Raw genomic sequence first — 24,709 nt, 5'->3', positions numbered from 1 at the left:
ACGTATATAACGACTATGCTGTTACTATTCAAGACCTAAAAGTGAACGGGCAATTAGTAATGCTCGGCTTTGGTGTCGCCACCTTTACACCTGCATCCTATCAACGTCATCGTCTTTGACGACCCTAAGAAATCTAATCTTGTGGCTGGCTTCGTACTTAGATGCTTTCAGCACTTATCCAATCCCGACTTAGATACCCGGCAATGCACCTGGCGGCACAACCGGTAAACCAGAGGTCAGTCCAACACGGTCCTCTCGTACTAGTGTCAGAGCCACGCAAATTTCATACGCCCACGATAGATAGAGACCGAACTGTCTCACGACGTTCTGAACCCAGCTCGCGTGCCACTTTAATGGGCGAACAGCCCAACCCTTGGGACCTTCTCCAGCCCCAGGATGTGACGAGCCGACATCGAGGTGCCAAACCCCTCCGTCGATATGAGCTCTTGGGAGGGATCAGCCTGTTATCCCCGGAGTACCTTTTATCCTTTGAGCGATGTCCTTTCCATACAGAAACACCGGATCACTATGCTCTAGTTTCCTACCTGATCGACTTGTATGTCTCCCAGTCAAGCGCCCTTATGCCATTACACTCTGCGGACGGTTACCAATCGTCCTGAGGGCACCTTTAGAAGCCTCCGTTACGCTTTTGGAGGCGACCACCCCAGTCAAACTACCCACCAAACAGTGTCCTCCATCCAGGAGTTAGAACTCAAACAACCAAAGGGCCGTATTTCAACAGCGGCTCCACGATGACTGGCGTCACCGCTTCGATGCCTCCGGCCTATCCTACACATCAGTTGCCCAAATTCAATGTTAAGCTATAGTAAAGGTTCACGGGGTCTTTTCGTCCCATCGCGGGTAATCGGCATCTTCACCGATACTACAATTTCACTGAGCTCACGGTTGAGACAGCGTCCGGATCATTACACCATTCGTGCAGGTCGGAACTTACCCGACAAGGAATTTCGCTACCTTAGGACCGTTATAGTTACGGCCGCCGTTTACTGGGGCTTCAATTCAACGCTTCTCTTGCGATGACGTCTCCTCTTAACCTTCCAGCACCGGGCAGGTGTCAGGCTGTATACTTCATCTTTCAATTTTGCACAGCCCTGTGTTTTTGTTAAACAGTTGCCTGGACCTATTCTCTGCGCCTCAACTTGCATTGAGGACCCTTTATCCCGAAGTTACAGGGTCAGTTTGCCTAGTTCCTTAACCGTGATTCACTCAAGCGCCTTAGTATATTCAACCCGACTACGTGTGTCCGTTTGCGGTACGGGTACCATACAAGTTATGTTTAGCGGATTTTCTCGGCAGTATGTTTACCCACACTATTGACTTGTCCCGAAGGACGCGTCATACTTTCAGGTTCGATTCTTTCCGTGGATTTGCCTGCGGAAATCAACATCTACTCCCTTAAACCGGCTATTCCGTCAGCCGGCGGTGGTGTCACTCCTGCGTCCCCGCGTCACCCTGCATGGTAGTAACGGAATATTAACCGTTTCTGCCATCGGCGTCGCCGTTCGGCTGAGCCTTAGGACCCGACTTACCCTGATCCGATTAGCGTTGATCAGGAAACCTTAGTCTTTCGGCGGGCAGGTTTCTCGCCTGCCTTATCGTTACTTATACCTACATTTGCTTTTCCACACGCTCCAGAATACCTCACGGTACGCCTTCAACGCTGAGTGGAATGCTCCCCTACCGATGTATAAACATCCCAGAGCTTCGGTAGAATACTTATGCCCGATTATTATCCACGCCAAACTCCTCGACTAGTGAGCTGTTACGCACTCTTTAAATGAATGGCTGCTTCCAAGCCAACATCCTAGCTGTCTTAGCAATCTGACTTCGTTAGTTCAACTCAGTATTCATTTCGGGACCTTAGCTGCTGGTCCGGATTGTTCTCCTTTAGGACATGGACCTTAGCACCCATGCCCTCACTCCCGACATAGAACTGGCACGCATTCGGAGTTTGTCAAGACTTGATAGGCGGTGAAGCCCTCGCATCTTATCAGTCGCTCTACCTCATGCCAGTATAAGTCGAGGCTGCACCTAAATGCATTTCGGGGAGTACGAGCTATCTCCAAGTTTGATTAGCCTTTCACCCCCACCCTCAGTTCATCCAGAAGCTTTTCAACGCTTATTGGTGCGGTCCTCCAGCTGGTGTTACCCAGCCTTCAACCTGACCAAGGGTAGATCACTTGGTTTCGCGTCTGTTCCTTCCGACTATCCGCCCTGTTCAGACTCGCTTTCGCTTCGGCTGCAGGCCTCAAGGCCCTTAACCTTGCCGGAAATAACAACTCGTAGGTTCATTATGCAAAAGGCACGCCGTCACACCGAAAGGTGCTCCGACCGCTTGTAGGCGCACGGTTTCAGGAACTATTTCACTCTTCTGTTCGAAGTGCTTTTCACCTTTCCCTCACGGTACTGGTTCGCTATCGGTCTCTCGGGAGTATTTAGCCTTACCGGATGGTCCCGGCTGATTCACGCAGAATTCCTCGTGCTCCGCGCTACTCAGGATACCACTATGCTTCGTCTGACTTCATGTACGGGACTGTCACCGTCTGCGGTGCTACTTTCCAGAAGCTTCCATTCGTCAGATTTCTTGCAACGACGTGGTCCTACAACCCCTGTCATGCCGTAACATGGCAGGTTTGGGCTATTCCCCGTTCGCTCGCCACTACTTGGGGAATCATTATTTATTTTCTTTTCCTGCAGGTACTAAGATGTTTCAGTTCCCTGCGTTGGCCTCCACCATAAGGATGGATGGTATTCCTTCAGAATACCGGGTTGTCCCATTCGGAAATCCGCGGATCAAAGGTCATTTGCACCTACCCGCGGCTTATCGCAGCTTATCACGTCCTTCATCGCCTCCGAGAGCCAAGGCATCCGCCATGCGCCCTTGCTTACTTTTTTGTCTTATCGACACAGCAGTCGATATATACTTTCAGCTTTCAACTTTTACTTTCATTTTGTACATCATGTCATAGATCGTCGTGAATGAAGAATGAAGAATTATGAATGAAGAATCAAAATTCAGGCATCCCATCACATAAGTGGAGAATAACGGATTCGAACCGTTGACCCCCTGCTTGCAAAGCAGGTGCTCTAGCCAGCTGAGCTAATCCCCCAGAATCTTCAGGTAGTCCCAGGCAGAGTTGAACTGCCGACCTCTACATTATCAGTGTAGCGCTCTAACCAACTGAGCTATAGGACTGTCAGTCTAACCCTCGCCTTTCGGCTCGGCTTCTACTTTTCTCGCAATATCGTAAAACAATCACGCAGGTACAAGAGACCGGTAAGAGAACCATCCGAACTTCATCATTTCGGACGTCACTCCAGAAAGGAGGTGTTCCAGCCGCACCTTCCGGTACGGCTACCTTGTTACGACTTAGCCCCAATCACCGGTTTTACCCTAGGGCGCTCCTTGCGGTTACGCACTTCAGGTACCCCCGGCTTTCATGGCTTGACGGGCGGTGTGTACAAGGCCCGGGAACGTATTCACCGCGCCGTGGCTGATGCGCGATTACTAGCGAATCCAGCTTCGTGGAGTCGGGTTGCAGACTCCAGTCCGAACTGAGAGGGGTTTTGGAGATTGGCATCCTGTCGCCAAGTAGCGGCCTGCTGTACCCCCCATTGTAACACGTGTGTAGCCCCGGACGTAAGGGCCGTGCTGATTTGACGTCATCCCCTCCTTCCTCACATCTTACGACGGCAGTCTATCCAGAGTCCCCAGCATGACCTGATGGTAACTGGATATAAGGGTTGCGCTCGTTATGGCACTTAAGCCGACACCTCACGGCACGAGCTGACGACAACCATGCAGCACCTCCACAGCGGCGATTGCTCGCTTATCCGTTTCCGGATAATTCCGCTGCAGTTCAAGCCCGGGTAAGGTTCCTCGCGTATCATCGAATTAAACCACATGTTCCTCCGCTTGTGCGGGCCCCCGTCAATTCCTTTGAGTTTCACCGTTGCCGGCGTACTCCCCAGGTGGGACACTTAACGCTTTCGCTAAGCCGCTGACCGTATATCGCCAACAGCGAGTGTCCATCGTTTACTGTGTGGACTACCAGGGTATCTAATCCTGTTTGATACCCACACTTTCGAGCATCAGCGTCAGTTACAGTCCAGCAAGCTGCCTTCGCAATCGGAGTTCTTCGTGATATCTAAGCATTTCACCGCTACACCACGAATTCCGCCTGCCTCTACTGTACTCAAGGCTTCCAGTATCAACTGCAATTTTACGGTTGAGCCGCAAACTTTCACAACTGACTTAAAAGCCCGCCTACGCTCCCTTTAAACCCAATAAATCCGGATAACGCTCGGATCCTCCGTATTACCGCGGCTGCTGGCACGGAGTTAGCCGATCCTTATTCATACGGTACATACAAACATCCACACGTGGATGACTTTATTCCCGTATAAAAGAAGTTTACAACCCATAGGGCAGTCTTCCTTCACGCTACTTGGCTGGTTCAGGCTCTCGCCCATTGACCAATATTCCTCACTGCTGCCTCCCGTAGGAGTTTGGACCGTGTCTCAGTTCCAATGTGGGGGACCTTCCTCTCAGAACCCCTATCCATCGTCGACTTGGTGGGCCGTTACCCCGCCAACCATCTAATGGAACGCATCCCCATCGCTGACCGGAATCCTTTAAAAGGATATCCATGCGGAAATCCTTTGCCATCGGGTATTAATCTTTCTTTCGAAAGGCTATCCCCGAGTCAGCGGAAGGTTGGATACGTGTTACTCACCCGTGCGCCGGTCGCCATCAATTGAAGCAAGCTTCAATCATGCTGCCCCTCGACTTGCATGTGTTAGGCCTGTAGCTAGCGTTCATCCTGAGCCAGGATCAAACTCTTCATTGTAAGAATATCTTTTGCGACAGTTACCTGTCGGCATTTGCTCTGTTCAGGACGACCGATTGATTTACCGAAGTTCTCAATTTTTCTCTTTCTTTATATATATAAGGAAAGAGCATTGACGGTTCTTCTTTACCCGGAGAAATCAGACTTTGCAATCTTCATTTCTCCGCTCTTGTACTACGTATTGTTTATGTAATCTCTTCATAGATCGCTTCTTCTTGACGAAGGCTTTTCTTTCGGAAAGCGGATGCAAAGATAAGAACTTTATTTCATATCTTCCAAATTTTCTCGAAGTTTTTTTTCATTTTTCCTTTTCAGGGGTTCTTTGTGAAGCGCTGCTTGACAAAGATTACCGCCTGGCTTACTTTCCTTACAGAATGTAAGCAGAAAAAGATCTAAAACTGCGAATCGTTTGTTCCGCGTATCTCAGAATGTCATTTCGTCGCTGCTCTCGTTCTCGAAAGCGGGTGCAAAAGTAGTGGGTTTTTAATTATGCTCCAAATATATCTAGCACTTTTTTCAACTTTTTGATGAAGTTTTTGCTAAATAGCTGATTTAGAGATATGTTGTAGAACATGTTTTTATAGAAGGTATCGTAGGGAAAGAGAAAGGGGACACATTATATATTCACATGTGCGCGCGAAAGGAGAAAAAAGGCAGAAAAGGGATAAAAAGGGAAAAAGGGGGAAAGATAGGGACTAAATGGGCAAAAGGGAAGGACAAGGAAGGGAAAAGAAAACCTCAAAGCGGAGGAAAGGAGAGCTATCCATCGAAAGAAATAAAGACTTTACTCAAAAAGCATCAGTTAAAAACCGGAAACTCATTGTGACAAAACGAAAAAAGCGGCGACAGATATAGCAAATATCAATCCTATTATTTATCTTTGTTAGCTTAAAAAAGTTAGCAGTTTAAACGACTCAAAACAATGAAAGATTTTCTGAAATTTACATTAGCAACCATTACTGGTATTATTGTTTCAAGCGTGATACTGTTTTTTCTCAGTATTCTCGTGCTGTTCAGCATGGCTTCTACCACCGAATCGGAAACCATCGTAAAGAAGAACTCCATCATGATGCTCGATCTACAAGGGACACTATATGAGCGAAACCCGGAAGACCCTCTCAGTCTTCTGTTCAGTGATGACTATATCGTATATGGCCTGGACGACATTCTTTCGTCCATCAAGAAAGCCAAGGAAAACGAAAATATTAAAGGTATCTATATACAAGCCAACTACCTGACCTGCGGCTATTCTTCGCTGGAAGAAATAAGAGATGCCTTGCAAGACTTCAAAGAATCGGGCAAATTCATCGTTGCCTACGCCGATACCTATACACAAGGACTTTATTATCTGTCGAGCGTAGCAGACAAAGTACTGCTCAATCCTAAAGGTATGATTGAGTGGAAAGGCCTTGCCGCCTCCCCCATCTTCTATAAAGATCTGCTGGACAAAATCGGTGTCGAGATGCAGATATTTAAGGTAGGTACCTACAAATCGGCTGTCGAACCATTCATCGCTACTGAAATGAGTCCGGCCAACCGCGAGCAAATCACCGTCTACCTGAACTCTATCTGGGAACAGATAACCAAAGATGTAGCAGCTTCGCGCAACATCAGCGTTGACGAACTCAATACCGCCGCCGACCGCATGATGCTCTTCCAACCAGCCGAAGAATCTGTCAAATGCGGACTGGCCGACACCCTGATATACAAGAACGACGTACGCAACTACCTGAAACGCATGGCTGGTATTGACGAAGACGATGATCTGCCCGTTCTGGGACTCGAAGCCATGACCAACGTCAAGAAAAATGTGCCGAAAGACAAAAGCGGTAACATTGTTGCCGTTTACTATGCAAGTGGTGAAATTATAGATTACGAAACCACTTCACCTCTGGCATCGGGAACCGAACCGATGATCGTAGCAAGCGAGGTTATCAAAGACCTTCGGAAACTGAAAGACGACAAGAACGTAAAGGCCGTCGTATTACGCGTCAACTCGCCCGGAGGAAGTGCCTACGGTTCTGAACAAATCTGGTATGCCGTAAGCGAACTGAAAAAAGAGAAACCCGTCATCGTATCGATGGGCGACTATGCCGCATCCGGCGGTTACTACATCTCGTGCAATGCCGACACCATCGTAGCCGAGCCTACTACACTGACCGGTTCGATAGGCATCTTCGGCATGTTCCCTAATGTAAAAGGACTAACCGACAAAATCGGACTGAAATTTGATGTCGTAAAAACAAATCAGTATGCCGACTTCGGAGCATTGGGCCGCCCCATGAACGACGGAGAGAAAAGTCTGATGCAAATGTATGTGAATCAAGGATATGATCTCTTCCTGACACGTTGTTCCGACGGACGCGACATTAACAAAGAGGACTTGGACAAAATAGCCCAAGGCCGTGTTTGGACTGGTAGTACAGCCAAAGAACTGGGACTGGTTGACGAACTGGGCGGACTGGACAAAGCCCTCGAAATAGCCATCAATAAAGCCGGCATCGAAAGCGGCTACACCGTCATGTCTTATCCCGCCCCAAAAGGATTTTTCGAAAGCCTGATGGAAACCCGTCCGGACAATTACGTCAAAGCCCGTATGCTGAGCGGGAAAATTGGTGAATACTATAAGCCTTTCAGCGTATTGGAAAACTTCGACAAGTGCGAACGTATCCAGGCACGTATTCCATTCGAGCTGAACATTCAATAATTCAACAGAGGCAACAAGAAAGCATGGAAGAAAGAACTACCCAAATAGATTACAAACTGCTTCCCCTATCATGGTTGTACAGAATGGGGACAGACATACGCAACAAACTCTTTGACTGGGGATGGCTCCAGTCAAAGAGTTTCGACTTGCCTGTAATCTGTATTGGGAATCTTTCGGTAGGAGGAACCGGAAAAACGCCGCATACCGAATACCTTATCAAGCTGTTGCAAAACGAAGGCTTTCACCCCGCTACGCTGAGCCGCGGCTACAAACGGCGCACAAAAGGCTATCTGCTTGCCTCGCCGAAAAGTACTGCCCAGCAGATAGGTGATGAGCCATGTCAGATGAAACAAAAGTTTCCCGACATACAGGTAGCAGTAGACGAAAACCGTTGCCACGGCATCGAACAGTTACTCAAACTGCAGTCACCGCCTGTCGATGTAATCCTTCTGGATGATGCTTTCCAACACCGCCATGTCAAAGCCGGACTTAACATTCTGTTGACAGACTATCACCGTCTGTTCTGCGATGACACGCTGTTACCCGCAGGACGTCTTCGCGAATCAGCCGACGGGAAAAGCCGGGCACAAATCGTTATCGTAACCAAATGTCCGGAAGACATCAAACCGATCGATTTCAACCTCATAGCCAAACGGTTGCATCTGTACCCTTACCAGCAGTTATATTTCTCTACTTTCCGCTACGGCATGCCTATGCCTCTTTTTCCGGAAGTAGCCAAAAGCCGCCAAACCCTTTCATCACTGACGGGAGCCGAACAAGTACTATTGGTAACAGGTATAGCCTCGCCTACCCCATTGCTGAACGAAGTGAAATCATACACACAGCATGTGCATCTGATGGCCTTTTCCGACCATCACGACTTCCGCTCGAAAGATTTGCAGGAAATCGTGGAAAAGTTCTATCAGTTAAAAGAATGGGAAAGGCTGATCATTACAACCGAGAAAGATGCCGTCCGACTGAAACATCATCCCAACTTGCCGGAAGAAATCAAACCCTACATTTATGTAGTACCGATAGAAATAGAGATTTTACAAAATCAACAACATAATTTTAATCAAAACATAATAGACTATGTTAGAGCGCATTCAAGAAACAGCAGCCTACCTGAAAGGTAAAATGCACACCCATCCGGAGACAGCAATCATCCTTGGCACAGGCCTTGGCAGTCTTGCAGAAGAAATCACCGAAAAATACGAAATAAAGTATGAGGAGATCCCCAATTTCCCCGTATCGACCGTAGAAGGCCATAGCGGCAAACTGATTTTCGGTAAACTGGGCAATAAAGACATTATGGCCATGCAAGGACGCTTCCACTACTACGAAGGATACTCTATGAAAGAAGTTACCTTCCCCGTACGGGTCATGCGCGAACTGGGCATCAAGACACTGTTTGTCTCCAATGCCAGCGGAGGAACCAATCCGGCATTCGAAATCGGCGACCTGATGATTATCACCGACCACATCAACTACTTCCCCGAACATCCGCTGCGTGGCAAAAACATTCCCTACGGCCCGCGTTTCCCGGACATGAGCGAAGCCTACGATAAAGAGTTAATTCGCAAGGCCGATGCCATCGCTGCCGAAAAAGGCATCAAGGTGCAGCACGGTGTCTACCTGGGAACCCAAGGCCCCACTTTCGAGACTCCGTCAGAATATAAATTGTTCCATATTCTGGGAGCCGATGCTGTCGGCATGTCTACCGTACCCGAAGTCATCGTTGCCAATCATTGCGGCATCAAAGTATTCGGCGTATCCGTCATCACCGACCTGGGCGTAGAAGGCAAAATCGTAGAAGTTTCGCACGAAGAGGTGCAGAAAGCAGCCGATGCCGCACAACCTCTTATGACTGAAATCATGCGCGAGCTTATCAACCGTGCCTGATGACATAAAAACAACCATTACATTGTATTAATAATGAGAACAGAAATAGCTACCCTCGGCGAGTTCGGACTGATAGACCACCTCACCGAAGGAATCGAACCTCAAAATGAATCTACACGGTACGGCATCGGCGACGATGCCGCCGTGCTGTCTTACCCGGCCGAGAAAGAAGTGTTGGTCACTACCGACTTGCTGCTCGAAGGCGTTCACTTCGACCTGACCTATGTTCCGCTGAAGCACTTAGGCTACAAAGCTGCCGTAGTCAACTTCTCCGATATCTACGCCATGAATGGTACGCCCAAGCAAATCACCGTATCACTGGGTCTGTCCAAACGCTTCAGTGTAGAAGACATAGAAGCACTCTATGCCGGCATCCGTCTGGCCTGCGAAGCCTACCATGTTGATATTGTTGGCGGCGATACCTGCTCTTCCTATACAGGACTCACCATCAGTATCACATGTATCGGCGAAGGGGAAAAAGGCAAGACCGTTTATCGGAACGGAGCCAAGGAAACCGACCTGATATGCGTCAGCGGTGACTTAGGTGCTGCCTACATGGGCCTCCAGCTGCTGGAACGCGAAAAGATTGCCCTCAAAGGTACCGACAAAGATGTACAACCCGACTTTGCCGGCAAGGAATACCTGCTGGAACGCCAGCTCAAACCCGAAGCACGCCGGGACATTATCGAACGGCTGGCCGCTGCCGGCGTACAGCCCACAGCCATGATGGACATCTCCGACGGACTTTCGTCCGAACTGATGCACATCTGTAGCCAAAGCAAAGTCGGCTGCCGGGTCTACGAGGAACACATCCCCATCGACTATCAGACAGCTGTCATGGCCGAAGAGTTCAACATGAACCTGACCACCTGCGCACTGAACGGCGGAGAGGACTACGAACTGCTGTTTACCGTCCCCATAGCCGACCACGAAAAGGTGTCCGAAATGGAAGGTGTCAAACTGATAGGCCACATCACCAAACCCGAATTGGGTTGTGCCCTCATCACCCGCGACGGGCAGGAATTTGAGTTGAAAGCCCAAGGTTGGAATCCGTTAAAAGACGGGGGCAACACTACGCCTTCGTCCGAAACCGACGTCTAAACAAAAGGTTTTCCTCCGAAAGTAACATTTATTTGACGTATAATAGACACTGATAATAAGGCACATACCTTTTTATCAGTGTTTTTTCTTTATTTTTCTCTTGCATAGTCCAAAACTTTCACTACCTTTGCAACCGCAAACCTCAAGAGAGATGGTGTCATAGCTCAGTTGGTAGAGCAAAGGACTGAAAATCCTTGTGTCCCCGGTTCGATTCCTGGTGACACCACCAAAGCAAATCGCTGACAGATACAAACAATCTGTTAGCGATTTTTCTTTTATCTAAATTCTACCTTCACCCTGAATATTTTTCCAACCTTACTCTGCACATCCTCAACATGACGTTTCACCTCAACCTACTCAAAATAAACCAGTTACAGTGCAAGAAGACGATAAAACCGTCAGAAAAACAATATTATTGTCAGGGATTTGCCGGATGAAGTTTCACCATAAACTACTGAAGGTGAACAGATTGTGGTGAAAGATGAATACGCGGACTAAGCCGACAGGACGGATGAACGCGGATTTTTAAAGATTCTCTAAAATAAAATGAAACTTTATCTTTCACCATATTCTACTGATTTTCAGTATAGAAAATTCCCGGTGAAAGCGTGAAGGCAATTTTCCCTTTTCTTCTTTTTATCCGTGTAAGTCCGTCTCTTCCGCTTAGTCCGCGTATCCATCTTTCACCCACTAAAGTCCCACATGGCGCCCATAATAACCTACTTTAGCAGCGTAACATTGATGGTTAGTCGGCGTAACAAGCAATGCTGCCGGGTATAACAAACAATATCGGCGAGATTTGAAAGCAATGCCGACGGGTTTTGCCTGCAAAGTCCACGAGTTTTGCAAACAATTGCCTCGGGTTTCACAAGTAATTGCCCCGAGTTTTGCTTGCAACTCCCACGAGTATTGCTTGCATGGCTCGCGAGCCGTGCAAGTGTCGCTCACGAGCCACACAAGTGTTTCTCACGAGCCGTGCAAGCATCGCTCGCGAGTATTCCACACAGCAACTGCCGCCGGATTTTTTCCCAGTTAGGAAAAAAATATTGCCCAGTTAGGAAAAAATTATTGCCTAACTGGGAAAAAAATGGAGAAGAATTACCCGATGAGCCGGTTGCGATTCCAGAAGCAGGAAGTGATGTCTATCAATTCGTCGGCCGTACCTATCCTGTACAGGCGCTGATTGGTGGTAGGTTGGCGCAACCCTCCCAGATGCCGGATGTAGGGACCTATCTTGATATAGTCGAAACGGCTTCTGCAAATAGCCGGTGAAAGGATGGTGCGTCCGCTGTACCAGGCCACCTTCAGCTGCGGATAGCGTTGGCGCAGATAGCCCGCCAATCCGTTGACAGCAGCCGGATCGGAATCGCCTCCCATGAAACAGACACAGGTAATGTCCGAAGCATATTTCGCAAGAAACTCATCTAATGCCACAGGAGTCAGAGGTTTGCCGACATCGCCCCACAAGTACGAACTGTGACAACCCGGACAACGGCAAGGACAGTTGGACAGATTGATGGACAGCGTCACTTCATCGGGAATTTCCTGAAACACGATGCCGGCATTGACATACTTAAGCATAACTTATTTATTAACAACAAACTAAAAACTTTCAATCTAACTCGTTGCCGGCCACCGCATAGTAGCGCTGGGCGGCTTCGTGCTGACGGGCCTCGGAGAAATTGCTGACACGCTTCAGATAGCCGATGATGCGCGTCATGTAGTCTACGTTTCTGGAGTGGCAATGGGGACACTCGCGCAGGTAGCGCTTGTCGATGTAGCCACACTCGTTGCAGATTGTATTGGGGATGTTGAAGGTAAAGTAGTTGCATCCTTCTTCCGCCGCCACTTTCAGCAACTTCCGGTATTGTGCCTGCGAAAGGTACTCTTCGAGGTTCATATGCAGAGCCGAACCGCCCGTCAGGTGTTCGATGTAGGGAGCGCCGTGCAACCTGAACTTGTCGATGATGTTCAGCGAATCGTCCTCGACCACGTAAAAATAGCTATTATAGCAGCTGCGGGGTACGAAATAGCCGTCTTCCAAGTCCCACTTGGCGTGCTTCACACCCACATTTTCGGCCGGAATCATCTCGCAGTTGAACAGGACATTCTTCGTCTGATACTCCTTGTTCTTCTTTTCGACCAGTCCGAGAATGGTCTGCACAAAACGCAGGTAATCGGGATTGTCGCTGATCTTGATTCCCATAAACTCGGCAGCCTCAACCAGACCGTTGACACCAATCGTCAGGTATTGCCGCCCCATATTGATGTAGCCGGCATCGAACAGGGGCAACATGCCATGTTCGTGCAACGCTTTCAGATTCTCGTTATAAGCCAGCTGCGCCCGGTGGCACAGGTCGATGACATCGGTCAGAAACGTTTTGTAGTCGAGCTGATGATTGACGGCATACTGCACACAGCGGTTGATATTCACCGTCAGCACACTCTTCGAACCGGTCGATACGCCACCCGCTCCCAAGGTATAGCTGAAACCGTTGTCCTGTATCTCGTTGCGCAAGCGGCAGCAGCTGGACAGTGAGTCGGCACTGCTGCTCATATAAGTAAAAAAGGAATGCCCCTCGGCATACATTTCGGCTGTAAAATCGCCCCACTCCTGGTCTAGCACATCGCCGTCCTTGCTCAGCAGAGCCACCGTCTCGACCGGAAAAGTCAGCACCGTCTTGGTACGTTCCCGGTTGAACCACTTCATAAACCGCTTTTGCAGCCAGTTCAGCCCCTCCCAGTCGGGCTTGCTTCCGTCGGGGAAAAAGAAGTCGCCGAACAGGCTTTCGAAATAGTAACGGTCGTAGTACGAAATGTTCCAGAAGACAGCCTGATAGTTGCGCGCCCCGGTAGGCTGATTGATGGAATAGACAATCTGTTCGAAGCAATCGGTAATGATTTTATCGACCGTACGCTGCTTCAGCGAAAGGTCCACCACCTTTTCCGGCTCCTTGTAATACTCACGGCCGTACTCCAGCCCGATGAAATAGTTGAGATACATCAGAAACTCGGGCGTGGCACAAGCTCCGCTCAACATGCTCGAAACCATGAACACCATGTTGACGAAGCCCCCGCAGAACGACTTCAGGTTGGTGGGTGCCGTCGAGTTGCCGCCTATCGACTTCGTACCGCCTGTCAGCCAGGGGTACATCGTGATGGAAGCACAATAATTGGCCAGACTCGTCTCGTCATTCTTATATATAAAGTGGTGAGTCAGCAGGTCAAGGTACTGGTCCGCCAGTTCCTTGCCATACATTTTCTTCATCCGGTCGGTCAGCAACCGGCGGTTCAGGCGGATGAAGTTCGACTTGGGCAGTTCGCCGATCAGCGTAGCGATGTTTTTATGCTCCACATTGGCGTTGGCATCGTACTTCGAACCGGTAGCGGCATTGGTTGCCTCGCAATAGTCGGACAAGAACTTCAGTTCGTCCATCACTTCGCGGTCCTCCGCATGGCGCTGCCGGTAAAGCATGAACGACTTTGCCACCCGATAATGCCCCTCGCGCATCAGGGCTTCCTCTACCAGGTTCTGAATCTCTTCCACCTTGATGCCGTCGTACAGGTCGAGCCGGCTGATGATTTTCGAAACATTACTCAGGCTGACAGGCTCGTTCACCGAACGGAATGCCTTGATAATGGCATTCATTATCTTGTCGAGCGAGAAGCGGTCGGCCGATCCGTCCCGCTTCACAATTGTAAAGTCACTGGTTTCCATCACTGTTTTCATTGTTTTTCCTGTTTTGTCCGGCCAATAAACCACTGTTCGCACACAATATGGCTTCCCGAAGGCTACAGCCGGCATTTTGCGGACACACCTCTTCCTCAGGTATGCCTTTCCCACAAAAAGTTTAATTACTGAATATTTTCGCACCGCTTTTCTATCCCACGAGTAAAAACGGCCTTTGATGAAAATGGCAGGTCTTCTGACTGACTCCCGCTCCGACACCTTCCCAGTTCAGTTGACCAGTGGCAAGAGTAATTGTCGGAACGTTGAATGGAGCTTCACAGCAGCGGGACTGTTCGGGACTTTCACCCGATTCCCTTTTAATTCACGAAGATGAATATCCGCATGAAACCAATTCGCGGCAAATATAGCAGAAAAAACAAAAAGGCAGAGAAAGAAACCGGAAGTTTTTTTCAGCCGAAAGATGGGAAACAAGGCGAAAGATACCGCCAAATGGGTAATTATTCCCCAACATTGTAGCACAAATTCTACAATATCCCCACTTCCAGTCAGCCAACCGTCTGCCCGATTTTTGCAGCAATATTGCTAACAAACGTAAGTACAGGCTAACATTTCTGAAAGCGATACCCGAACTGCATATCCGGCACTGGAACACGCGGTATGGAAATAAAAAGAAAACATTTCTGCCCAGATAAGAGCCTAAAATGCCTGTTTTCAAACAATTCCCCTATCTTGTAAGAAACAACCCAAAAGGATTTTTATCATACAAACATACAACCGCATCGTCCAACAGAGCATAAACAGACATTAACAGACAAAATACAGTATGCCACAAATCGCTGTTTCTGTTGGCACTCCCTTTGCACTACAGTTTATGAGTGAGAAAATAAAACCTGAATATTCACCTAAACTTAAACGATTATGAAAAAGGTATTAGTAACAGTAGCGATGATTCTCGGAGTAAGCACTTTTGCAACGTTTGCACAAGAAGTAACCCCACCTGTAACAGAAAACGCAACGGAAGCTACCGCTCCGCAAGATGAGTTTGTAAAAATGGATCCTTCAGCACTGCCGCAATCCCTTGTCGAGAAACTGGCAGCAACAAACGAAGGCGCAAGTGTGAAAGAAGCCTATGTGAAAGAAACAGAAGGCAAGAAAATCTACAAGTTAGTTCTCGTCACGACAGACGAACAAGAGTTGACAGTCATTTTGGACGAAAATGGTGAGCCTGTCAAAGAATAAACTCTTCAGAATGTAAATACCCCTATTGGCAGTCCCGGTTCGCGATGAATCGGGATTGCTATTTCGAACGTTTGTAATCTGCGATAAAGCCTTCCATCATCCACTTGGCCAAAGCCTGACGGTTGGAACTAAGAACAAAACGACGCTGGTCGAAAGCATTCTGAATATTGCCCAGTTCGACAAACACGGCTGTCGGCGAAGCATTGAGCAGCACATACAGACGACGCGAGCTGACAGTACCTTCGAAACCACGGTTAGGCTGATGCCGGTCGTATTTCGATTCGAAAGTATTCTTCATCCCCGTAGCCAGCCGCTTACCCAGCGTGCTCTGCGGAGCATAATAAAAGAACACATCAGTCTGTGCACTCTTGCTACGGCTGTCTACATGCAGAAAAATTGCCCGGCAATATTTATACTTTTTACGATCCTTGCGATAGTATTCGTTGATTTTCGCACAACGTTGTTGCAGCCTTGCTACCTGGTTCAAAGGAATCGGATCGCCCATACAGGTCTCACGTTTGCTGTTCGACAGATAACGGTCGTTGCGGATACCGTCCTTGGCGTCTTGTATGATGATACGCACCTCGGCTCCTTCCTGCATCAGGTTGCGTGCCAGTCGCAGCGCTACATCGTATGCATACTCGTCCTCGTGCAGCTCGGTTTTCCCAATCCGACCTATCGCACCCGGATCAGGACCTCCGTGTCCACTCACTACATAGAAGCAGGCTCCTTGCAGACGGTTGCCTGTCACCTTTACATCCGCCAGTCTCTTCCCGAAAAGCGGCTCGTGAATCACACTTTTCCTGTTACCCGATTTCCGGTGCCTGCTATCTTCTCCTCCTCTGCTACCTTTTGCATGCAAAGGCGGCAACTGATATTTCACGCCCAGACGCAGCTCTTCCTTACCACGCAAGGCCTTTTTATTAAGTTCAAGAAATTCTTTATAATAACTTCTTCCCGGTCGGCCGTTGCGCTCAAGAAATGTCGAAATACCTTCACCAGCTTTCGGAGTGTCGCACTGCTCCTGCGCCGAAACCGCAAAAGAAAATACAACCAAAAGAAAGGATACGAACAGAATACGAATCATAAATCTACAATCAATATTTTGGAACGGTTGTGCACCAATAAATTATCATTTAACCTTCATTGCGGACAAAATTACATTATTTTCCTTACTTTTGCGAGCAGTTACATGTTAATTGATAAGAAACTAAAAAAAATAGATAGCATTATGGCAAAACAATTCAAGCCCGAGACCCTCTGCGTACAAGCCGGATGGTCTCCTAAAAAAGGAGAGCCGCGGGTGCTCCCTATCTACCAGAGTACAACCTTCAAATACGAAACCAGCGAGCAGATGGCGCGTTTGTTCGACCTCGAAGAAAGCGGATATTTTTATACCCGTCTGCAAAACCCCACCAACGATGCCGTTGCCGCCAAGATTGCTGCCCTTGAAGGAGGTGTAGCCGCCATGCTGACGTCCAGCGGACAGGCTGCCAACTATTATGCCATCTTCAACATCTGCGAAGCGGGCGATCACTTTGTCTGCTCGTCGGCCATCTATGGCGGTACATTCAACCTGTTTGGTGTCACCATGAAGAAGCAGGGTATTGACGTTACTTTTGTCAATCCTGACGCCAGCGAAGAAGAAATCTCCGCCGCTTTCCGTCCCAATACGAAAGCCCTGTTTGGCGAAACCATCTCGAACCCAGCTCTTGAGGTGCTCGACATAGAAAAGTTTGCCCGTATTGCACACAAACATGGTGTGCCCCTGATAGTGGACAACACCTTCCCTACTCCCATCAACTGCCGTCCGTTCGAATGGGGAGCCGACATCGTGGTTCACTCTACCACCAAGTACATGGACGGACATGCCACCAGCGTAGGCGGCTGTATCGTAGACAGTGGAAACTTTGACTGGGATGCCCATGCCGACAAGTTCCCCGGACTGTGTACACCCGATGAATCGTATCACGGACTGACGTATACAAAAGCCTTCGGCAAGATGGCCTACATCACCAAGGCTACCGCACAGCTGATGCGCGACCTGGGTAGCATCCAGTCGCCCGAAAATGCGTTCCTGCTGAACCTCGGCCTCGAAACCCTGCACCTGCGTATGCCCCAACACTGCAAAAACGCACAGGCCGTTGCCGAATACCTGCAAAAGAATGAAAAAGTGGCATGGGTGAACTATTGCGGCCTGCCCGACAACAAATACTACGAACTGGCACAGAAATACATGCCCAACGGTTCGTGCGGTGTTATCTCCTTCGGTCTGAAGGGTGGACGCGATGTAGCCATCCGGTTCATGGACAACCTGAAGTTGGCTGCTATCGTTACTCACGTAGCCGATGCACGTACCTGCGTGCTGCATCCTGCCAGCCATACACACCGCCAACTCACTGATGAGCAACTGATCGAAGCTGGCGTACGTCCTGACCTGATCCGTTTCTCGGTCGGAATAGAAAATGTGGACGATATTATCGCCGATATCGAACAGGCACTGAATGCCTGACATAACCCTCTTCCATCGGCATCGCATTTCAAAGCCATGCTGATGGAATAAATACAAATACAATTATACAATATTCATTATTCATCAACATCAATCAGACTATGGTAAAGATTACAAAAGAAGCTGCTTTGCTCTATCACTCGCAAGGCAAACCTGGAAAAATAGAAGTAGTCCCCACAAAGCCCTACAGTACACAGACCGACCTTTCGCTGGCCTATTCGCCCGGCGTAGCCGAACCCTGTCTGGAAATAGAGAAAAACCCGGAAGATGCTTATAAATATACAGCTAAAGGCAATCTGGTAGCTGTTATATCCAACGGTACAGCTGTGCTGGGACTGGGCGACATAGGCGCCTTGAGCGGTAAACCCGTTATGGAAGGAAAAGGACTGCTCTTCAAGATATATGCCGGTATCGATGTGTTCGACATCGAAGTAAACGAAAAAGATCCCGACAAGTTTGTAGAAGCTGTAAAAGCCATCGCACCGACTTTCGGCGGTATCAATCTGGAGGATATCAAAGCTCCCGAATGCTTCGAAATAGAACGCCGGCTGAAAGAAGAGCTGGACATCCCCGTCATGCACGACGACCAGCACGGTACAGCCATTATCTCCAGTGCCGGACTGCTGAACGCTCTGGAAGTGGCCGGGAAGAAGATTGAAGACGTGAAAATAGTAGTAAACGGTGCAGGTGCTTCGGCAACTTCGTGTACCAAACTGTACGAAGCACTCGGCGCACGTCGCGAAAACATCCTGATGCTGGACAGCAAAGGTGTCATCACCAGCGACCGCGAGAATCTGACCGAACAAAAACGTTACTTTGCCACCGACCGCCGCGACGTACACACCCTGGCCGAAGCCATCAAGGGAGCGGATGTATTCCTCGGACTTTCCAAAGGCAATGTGCTGACACAGGACATGGTACGCAGCATGGCCGACCACCCCATTGTGTTCGCTTTGGCCAATCCCACTCCGGAAATATCTTACGAGGATGCCATGGCTGCACGTCCCGACGTACTGATGTCAACCGGACGCAGTGACTATCCTAATCAGATAAATAACGTTATCGGTTTCCCTTACATCTTCCGCGGTGCACTCGATACACACGCCCGTGCCATCAACGAAGAAATGAAACTGGCTGCCGTACACGCCATAGCCGACCTGGCCAAACAGCCAGTACCCGACGTCGTAAACGAGGCTTACCATGTGAACAACTTTACTTTCGGTCCCGACTACTTCATCCCGAAACCGGTAGACCCGCGCCTCATCACCGAAGTATCGTGTGCCGTAGCACGCGCTGCCATGGAAAGCGGAGTAGCCCGCAAAAACATCGAAGACTGGGATGCCTACAAACTGCAACTGCGCGAACTGATGGGACAGGAAAGCAAACTGACCCGCCAGCTCTACGATACAGCCCGACGCAACCCGCAACGCGTAGTGTTTGCCGAAGGCATTCACCCCAACATGCTGAAGGCTGCCGTCGAAGCCAAGGCCGAAGGCATCTGCCATCCTATTATATTAGGTAACGACGAGGCTATCAAAAAACTCGCCAAGCAACTCGACCTCAGTCTGGAAGGTATCGAGATTGTCAACCTGCGCCATCCCGACGAAGCACCGCGCCGTGAACGTTATGCACGCATCCTGGCCGAAAAACGCGCACGCGAAGGTGTCACCTACGAGGAAGCCAACGACAAGATGTTCGAACGCAACTACTTCGGTATGATGATGGTAGAGACAGGCGAAGCCGACGCTTTCATCACCGGACTGTACACCAAATACAGCAATACCATCAAGGTGGCTAAAGAAGTCATCGGCATACAGCCCTGTTACTCCCACTTCGGCACCATGCACATACTGAACTCCAAGAAAGGTACTTACTTCCTGGCCGACACACTGATCAACCGCCATCCAGATGCCGAAACCCTGATAGACATTGCCCGTCTGGCCGACCAGACCGTACGTTTCTTCAACCACACTCCGGTGATGGCCATGCTGAGTTACTCGAACTTCGGTGCCGATCAGGAAGGAAGTCCGGTAAGCGTGCACCAGGCCGTAGACTACATGCAACAGCATTATCCCGACCTGGCTATCGACGGTGAAATGCAAGTTAATTTTGCCATGAACCGTACGCTGCGCGATGCCAAGTACCCGTTCACCCGACTGAAAGGCAAGGATGTCAACACACTTATCTTCCCCAACCTGAGCTCGGCCAATGCAGGCTATAAACTGCTGCAGGCCATGAATACGGAAATGGAACTGATAGGCCCGATACAAATGGGACTGAACAAGCCGATTCACTTCACCGACTTCGAAAGTTCCGTCCGCGACATCGTCAACATCACGGCAGTAGCCGTTATCGACGCCATCGTGGATAAAAAGAAAGCCTGCCAATGAGACGTCCGTTATCAAAAACACAAATAGTATGCATTGTGCTGCTTTGGGCAGCACTTTGCTACCTTGTTCTGGTATATGCCGAACGAATTGACGGTCCTGTAATCGTAACGCTTGCACTTTCGGCAGCGTTCGTATTCCTGCCTGTCTTTCAGTCTATCAAAAAGAATAAATAATATCTTTTTATTCCATTATGCGGGATAAAACAACAAAAATGTTGGTTTATCCCGCATTTTCTTTATAAAATGTTTGCAGGTTCCAATTTTATGTTTACTTTTGCAACCGCAATCAGCAATAAAGAAGAAGTTAGTAAGCAATATATTGTTTTAGGTAACATATAGTAAAAACCAATAAAAGAAAAATAGATTATGAATGCAGCTAAGGTATTAGAAGATCTGAAAAGACGTTTTCCCAACGAACCGGAGTATCATCAGGCAGTAGAAGAGGTACTGTCGACCATCGAAGAAGAATACAACAAACATCCCGAGTTCGACAAAGCTAATCTGATCGAACGTCTTTGCATCCCCGACCGCGTATATCAGTTCCGCGTAACGTGGGTTGACGACAAAGGCAACGTACAGACAAACATGGGTTATCGCGTACAGCACAACAACGCCATTGGCCCGTACAAAGGTGGTATCCGTTTCCATGCATCAGTCAATTTGGGTATTCTGAAATTCCTTGCTTTCGAACAGACATTCAAAAACTCACTGACTACACTGCCGATGGGTGGCGGTAAAGGTGGTTCCGACTTCTCACCGCGTGGCAAGTCAAATGCTGAGGTAATGCGTTTCTGCCAGGCATTCATGTTGGAACTGTGGCGCCACATTGGTCCCGATGTAGACGTACCGGCTGGTGATATCGGTGTAGGCGGCCGCGAAGTAGGCTTCATGTTCGGCATGTACAAGAAGCTGACACGTGAATTCAGCGGCGTGCTGACAGGTAAAGGCCGCGAATTCGGTGGCTCACTGATCCGTCCCGAAGCTACCGGTTACGGTAACGTATACTTCCTGATGGAAATGCTGAAGACCAAAGGCTGGGATCTGAAAGGCAAGTCTGTCCTCATCTCAGGTTCTGGAAACGTTGCCCAATATACAGCTGAAAAAGTACTGCAACTGGGTGGTAAAGTATTGACCATGTCCGATTCTGACGGTTATGTTTACGACCCCGAAGGTATCGACCGCGAGAAACTGGATTACATCATGGAACTGAAGAACCTCTACCGTGGACGTATCCGCGAGTATGCCGAACAATATCCGGGTGTGAAGTATGTAGAAGGCGCACGTCCTTGGGGCGAAAAAGCCGACATCGCACTTCCTTCGGCCACTCAGAACGAAATTGACGGCGACGATGCACGCAAGCTGATTGCCAACGGTGTGATTGCCGTATCCGAAGGTGCCAACATGCCTTCTACTCCGGAAGCTATCCGCGTATTCCAGGAAGCCAAGATTCTGTACGCTCCGGGTAAGGCTGCCAATGCAGGTGGTGTATCGGTATCGGGTCTGGAAATGACACAGAACTCCGAACGTCTGTCATGGAGCGCCGAAGAGGTAGACGCCAAACTGCACTACATCATGGAGAACATCCACGAGAACTGCGTGAAGTATGGTACCGAACCCGACGGCTACGTGAACTACGTGAAGGGTGCCAACGTGGCAGGCTTCATGAAGGTGGCTAATGCCATGATGGCTCAAGGCATTGTATAAGAAACAAACGCAGCCATAGATACTCAATACAACTAAAGAATCTCTTCTGTCGTGCATACACGGCAGGAGAGATTTTCTTTTATACACCTTTCATCTACTTTACATCTTATTATCAGAGAAATCGGCTAATTTTGCGCCGCATTATTCAAACAATGGACAAAAGAAACTAAAAATAACAATCCTCATGAATACAAAAGAAGTTCCGGTACTGCTGCTCACCGGTTATCTGGGCAGTGGAAAGACCACACTGGTCAACCAGATTCTGGCCAACAAACGCGGCATCAAGTTTGCCGTCATCGTCAACGACATCGGCGAAGTAAATATCGACGCCGACCTCATCCAGAAAGGCGGCGTTGTAGGCAAGAAGGACGACAGCCTGGTAGCCCTGCAAAACGGCTGCATCTGCTGTACGCTGAAGATGGACCTGGTAGAACAGATAGGCGACATACTGAAGATGCAGCGCTTCGACTACATCGTCATCGAAGCAAGCGGCATCTGCGAGCCCGAGCCTATTGCCCAGACCATCTGCTCCATACCGACGATGGGCGGCATGTATACCCGATACGGCATCTGCCGGCTGGACAGCATCGTTACCGTGGTTGACGCCCTGCGCATGCAGAGCGAGTTTGCCTGCGGCGACAACCTGACGCGCAAGCACATCGACGAGGAGGATATCGAAAACCTTATCATCCAGCAAATCGAATTCTGCAACATCATCCTGCTGAACAAGGCTTCGGAAGTGAAACCCGAAGAACTGGGACGCATCAAGCAAATCATCAAGACCCTGCAGCCGGCTGCCGAAATCATCGAATGCGACTACGGACGCATCGACCTTGACCACATCCTCAACACCCGTATGTTCAACTTCGAACGCGTAGCTACTTCTGCCGGATGGATACGCGAGATAGAACGTCAGGCCACTCCCGAAGAAGAACGGGAAGCCCACAGCTACGGCCACCACGACCACGAGGAGCACGAGCACCATCATGATGAAGAACATGAACATCACCACGACGAGCATGAACATCACCATGACGAAGCCGACGAGCACGGACACCATCACCACCACCATCACGACCACGAAGGCGGTGAGGTGGAAGAATATGGCATCCAGACGTTTGTGTACTACCGCCGACCGGCATTCAACATCCACAAGCTCGACCAGTTCATCGCTACCCGCTGGCCCCGCAACGTCATCCGTACCAAGGGCGTGTGCTACTTCAGCCACAACCGCGACATGTCGTACCTCTTCGAACAGGCCGGCGTGCAGAAGAAGCTGACCGAAGCCGGACTGTGGTATGCCACTGCTCCCGAAGAAGACCTCATCGAACTGATGAAACAGGAACCGGGACTGATGCGCGACTGGGACGAGAAGTATGGCGACCGGATGCAGAAGTTAGTCTTCATCGGCCAGCACATAGACAAGGAACAGCTGACACGCGACTTAGACGCCTGTTTAGAGTAACTAACATTTTGACACTTTGTATTTCACCTGCGGCGAGAATGCGATATTTCCGGCCGCAGGTGTTTTTGTTTCCATTTTGCGAAGCGTTTTTCCGCATCCGTCTCTTCTACAACACGATAGCGAAATATTGACATTCAGAATAGAAGAAAAACAATCCGCCTGACGGGGAAAAGCCATGATTCCGGCTCCGAAATACCATGTTGACGAACGCAACAAGCAATGTTGGCGAGCCAAACAAGCATTCCACAGAAGCGGAACAAGCAATCTGCGAGAGCCGAACAAGCATTCCGGAAGCAGCAGACATGCATTTTCACCTCCAAAAGACACTATTTTCGACTATTATCTGCATATATATGCAGTTTAAAGGCAGTTTTCGTCCGGTTCAACTTCTATTTCGGAAGTTTCAGAAAAAGGCCGTGTCAGCCAATACGACTAAATTTTATCATTTTGAAAGGAGAACAAGTGAAGAAGGCGTTCTTCTGTCACTCCAGCTACTCAGCTTGAGAAACCGTACAATTATCCTCTTTGCACAACGCCTCGTACACCCGCGGATGGAGGAAATAACGGATGTCGCGTCCCTCAGCAATGGCTTGCCGGATAAAGGTGGAGCTGATTTCGAAAACGGGAGCCGATGTCATCCTCACCGTCGGAGGAAGTGTCTGTGGGTCGACCGGATAGCCCGGACGCGGATATATGATGAGCGGAGTAGTGGCCAGAATACGTTCCGACTCGCGCCAGCGCGGGAACAGTAGCCAGTTGTCCGACCCGATAATCAGATGAAAGACGTGCTGAGGATAAGCACGCCGAAGCTCGTCGAGCGTATGCACCGTGTACGAAGGCCGCGGCAAACGAAACTCGAAGTCGGACGCCCGAAACTTAGGATAGCCCTCGACGGCAAGCTGAACCAGCTTCAGACGCAACGAGTCGTCCATCAGTTCGTCGGCCTCTTTCAGCGGATTGCGGGGGCTGACCATAAACCATACCTGGTCCAGTCCCTCGTATTCGCAAAGGTAGTTGGCCAAAGCCAAATGTCCGATATGAACGGGATTGAAGGAGCCGCTGAAAATGCCGATGTTCATCTGTTTCACTGAGATTGAAGATTTAAACAAGGATGTCCGTCACGATGCC

Annotated in this window: 13 protein-coding genes, 3 tRNA genes, 2 rRNA genes and 1 riboswitch; of the genes, 10 read left to right on the top strand and 8 right to left on the bottom strand. The window is 49.2% G+C overall.

All coding sequences use genetic code 11. From position 1 onward, the window contains the following. Window positions 1-33: 33 nt before the first annotated feature. The 4 genes from BQ5591_RS06655 to BQ5591_RS06640 form a co-directional block, all read right to left on the bottom strand. Window positions 34-2,916, bottom strand: a 23S ribosomal RNA gene (locus BQ5591_RS06655). Between the two features lie 141 nt (window positions 2,917-3,057). Beyond that, a tRNA-Ala gene (locus BQ5591_RS06650) sits at window positions 3,058-3,131 on the bottom strand. 12 nt (window positions 3,132-3,143) lie between these two features. Beyond that, window positions 3,144-3,217 (bottom strand) — tRNA-Ile (locus tag BQ5591_RS06645). A 125-nt stretch (window positions 3,218-3,342) separates the two neighbouring features. Then, window positions 3,343-4,871 (bottom strand): 16S ribosomal RNA (locus tag BQ5591_RS06640). The 16S and 23S rRNA genes sit together here with 2 tRNA genes alongside, the layout of an rRNA operon. Before the next feature lie 922 nt (window positions 4,872-5,793). On the opposite strand from BQ5591_RS06640, the gene sppA reads away from it, so the two are divergent. The 5 genes from sppA (at window position 5,794) to BQ5591_RS06610 (ending at window position 10,810) form a co-directional block, all read left to right on the top strand. Continuing rightward, window positions 5,794-7,578, top strand: coding sequence for a signal peptide peptidase SppA (gene sppA / locus BQ5591_RS06630; RefSeq protein WP_071148845.1), 1,785 nt, complete (start codon window positions 5,794-5,796; stop codon window positions 7,576-7,578). A 23-nt stretch (window positions 7,579-7,601) separates the two neighbouring features. Beyond that, window positions 7,602-8,714: a tetraacyldisaccharide 4'-kinase gene (gene lpxK, locus BQ5591_RS06625; RefSeq protein WP_071148844.1), complete on the top strand. Its 1,113-nt coding sequence runs from the start codon at window positions 7,602-7,604 to the stop codon at window positions 8,712-8,714. Further along, a complete protein-coding gene (locus BQ5591_RS06620; protein ID WP_071148843.1) occupies window positions 8,671-9,480 on the top strand; it encodes a purine-nucleoside phosphorylase in 810 nt (269 codons plus the stop codon). Before lpxK ends, BQ5591_RS06620 begins: the two co-directional genes overlap by 44 nt. Window positions 9,481-9,513: 33 nt before the next feature. Beyond that, a complete protein-coding gene (gene thiL, locus BQ5591_RS06615; RefSeq protein WP_071148842.1) occupies window positions 9,514-10,581 on the top strand; it encodes a thiamine-phosphate kinase in 1,068 nt (355 codons plus the stop codon). 153 nt (window positions 10,582-10,734) lie between these two features. Beyond that, a tRNA-Phe gene (locus tag BQ5591_RS06610) sits at window positions 10,735-10,810 on the top strand. An 869-nt stretch (window positions 10,811-11,679) separates the two neighbouring features. Here the strand turns inward: BQ5591_RS06610 and nrdG are convergent. Then, a complete protein-coding gene (gene nrdG / locus BQ5591_RS06605) occupies window positions 11,680-12,162 on the bottom strand; it encodes an anaerobic ribonucleoside-triphosphate reductase activating protein (protein WP_071148841.1) in 483 nt (160 codons plus the stop codon). 31 nt (window positions 12,163-12,193) lie between these two features. After that, window positions 12,194-14,299: an anaerobic ribonucleoside-triphosphate reductase gene (gene nrdD, locus BQ5591_RS06600; protein ID WP_071149367.1), complete on the bottom strand. Its 2,106-nt coding sequence runs from the start codon at window positions 14,297-14,299 to the stop codon at window positions 12,194-12,196. Window positions 14,300-14,480: 181 nt separating this feature from the next. Continuing rightward, window positions 14,481-14,679: riboswitch (cobalamin riboswitch) on the bottom strand. Window positions 14,680-15,190: 511 nt separating this feature from the next. Between nrdD and BQ5591_RS06595 the strand changes: the two genes are divergently transcribed. After that, window positions 15,191-15,511, top strand: a complete 321-nt coding sequence (locus tag BQ5591_RS06595; RefSeq protein WP_022164044.1) for a hypothetical protein — start codon at window positions 15,191-15,193, stop codon at window positions 15,509-15,511. Between the two features lie 58 nt (window positions 15,512-15,569). Here the strand turns inward: BQ5591_RS06595 and BQ5591_RS06590 are convergent, their stop codons facing one another. Then, window positions 15,570-16,598 carry an N-acetylmuramoyl-L-alanine amidase family protein gene (locus BQ5591_RS06590; protein WP_071148840.1) on the bottom strand — a complete coding sequence of 343 codons (1,029 nt, stop codon included), beginning with the start codon at window positions 16,596-16,598 and terminating at the stop codon, window positions 15,570-15,572. A 144-nt stretch (window positions 16,599-16,742) separates the two neighbouring features. Between BQ5591_RS06590 and BQ5591_RS06585 the strand changes: the two genes are divergently transcribed. The 4 genes from BQ5591_RS06585 to BQ5591_RS06570 all read left to right on the top strand — a co-directional run bounded on the left by BQ5591_RS06585 (window position 16,743) and on the right by BQ5591_RS06570 (window position 23,581). Next, on the top strand, window positions 16,743-18,023 hold the full coding sequence (locus BQ5591_RS06585; protein WP_022164042.1) for an O-acetylhomoserine aminocarboxypropyltransferase/cysteine synthase family protein: 1,281 nt from the start codon (window positions 16,743-16,745) through the stop codon (window positions 18,021-18,023). Between the two features lie 101 nt (window positions 18,024-18,124). Then, complete coding sequence (locus BQ5591_RS06580) at window positions 18,125-20,413, top strand: NADP-dependent malic enzyme (RefSeq protein ID WP_071148839.1); 2,289 nt, start codon at window positions 18,125-18,127, stop codon at window positions 20,411-20,413. 365 nt (window positions 20,414-20,778) lie between these two features. Beyond that, complete coding sequence (locus BQ5591_RS06575) at window positions 20,779-22,116, top strand: NADP-specific glutamate dehydrogenase (protein ID WP_071148838.1); 1,338 nt, start codon at window positions 20,779-20,781, stop codon at window positions 22,114-22,116. Window positions 22,117-22,300: 184 nt separating this feature from the next. After that, window positions 22,301-23,581 (top strand): GTP-binding protein, encoded by a 1,281-nt coding sequence (locus BQ5591_RS06570; RefSeq protein WP_071148837.1) that lies wholly within the window; start codon window positions 22,301-22,303, stop codon window positions 23,579-23,581. 491 nt (window positions 23,582-24,072) lie between these two features. Here BQ5591_RS06570 and nadD read toward each other — a convergent pair whose 3' ends face one another. Further along, complete coding sequence (gene nadD, locus BQ5591_RS06560; protein WP_071148835.1) at window positions 24,073-24,660, bottom strand: nicotinate (nicotinamide) nucleotide adenylyltransferase; 588 nt, start codon at window positions 24,658-24,660, stop codon at window positions 24,073-24,075. Between the last annotated feature and the right edge of the window lie 49 nt (window positions 24,661-24,709).

This window comes from Bacteroides ndongoniae (genome assembly GCF_900108345.1).
In the GTDB taxonomy this organism is placed as follows: Bacteria; Bacteroidota; Bacteroidia; order Bacteroidales; family Bacteroidaceae; genus Bacteroides; species Bacteroides ndongoniae.
This window is presented reverse-complemented; position numbering and strand designations above follow the sequence as displayed.

Coding starts and splice junctions, on each gene's coding strand:
- sppA (WP_071148845.1), top strand. CDS start 5,794: ATGAAAGATTTTCTGAAATTTACATTAGCAACCATTACTGGTATTATT.
- lpxK (WP_071148844.1), top strand. CDS start 7,602: ATGGAAGAAAGAACTACCCAAATAGATTACAAACTGCTTCCCCTATCA.
- BQ5591_RS06620 (WP_071148843.1), top strand. CDS start 8,671: ATGTTAGAGCGCATTCAAGAAACAGCAGCCTACCTGAAAGGTAAAATG.
- thiL (WP_071148842.1), top strand. CDS start 9,514: ATGAGAACAGAAATAGCTACCCTCGGCGAGTTCGGACTGATAGACCAC.
- nrdG (WP_071148841.1), bottom strand. CDS start 12,162: ATGCTTAAGTATGTCAATGCCGGCATCGTGTTTCAGGAAATTCCCGAT.
- nrdD (WP_071149367.1), bottom strand. CDS start 14,299: ATGGAAACCAGTGACTTTACAATTGTGAAGCGGGACGGATCGGCCGAC.
- BQ5591_RS06595 (WP_022164044.1), top strand. CDS start 15,191: ATGAAAAAGGTATTAGTAACAGTAGCGATGATTCTCGGAGTAAGCACT.
- BQ5591_RS06590 (WP_071148840.1), bottom strand. CDS start 16,598: ATGATTCGTATTCTGTTCGTATCCTTTCTTTTGGTTGTATTTTCTTTT.
- BQ5591_RS06585 (WP_022164042.1), top strand. CDS start 16,743: ATGGCAAAACAATTCAAGCCCGAGACCCTCTGCGTACAAGCCGGATGG.
- BQ5591_RS06580 (WP_071148839.1), top strand. CDS start 18,125: ATGGTAAAGATTACAAAAGAAGCTGCTTTGCTCTATCACTCGCAAGGC.
- BQ5591_RS06575 (WP_071148838.1), top strand. CDS start 20,779: ATGAATGCAGCTAAGGTATTAGAAGATCTGAAAAGACGTTTTCCCAAC.
- BQ5591_RS06570 (WP_071148837.1), top strand. CDS start 22,301: ATGAATACAAAAGAAGTTCCGGTACTGCTGCTCACCGGTTATCTGGGC.
- nadD (WP_071148835.1), bottom strand. CDS start 24,660: ATGAACATCGGCATTTTCAGCGGCTCCTTCAATCCCGTTCATATCGGA.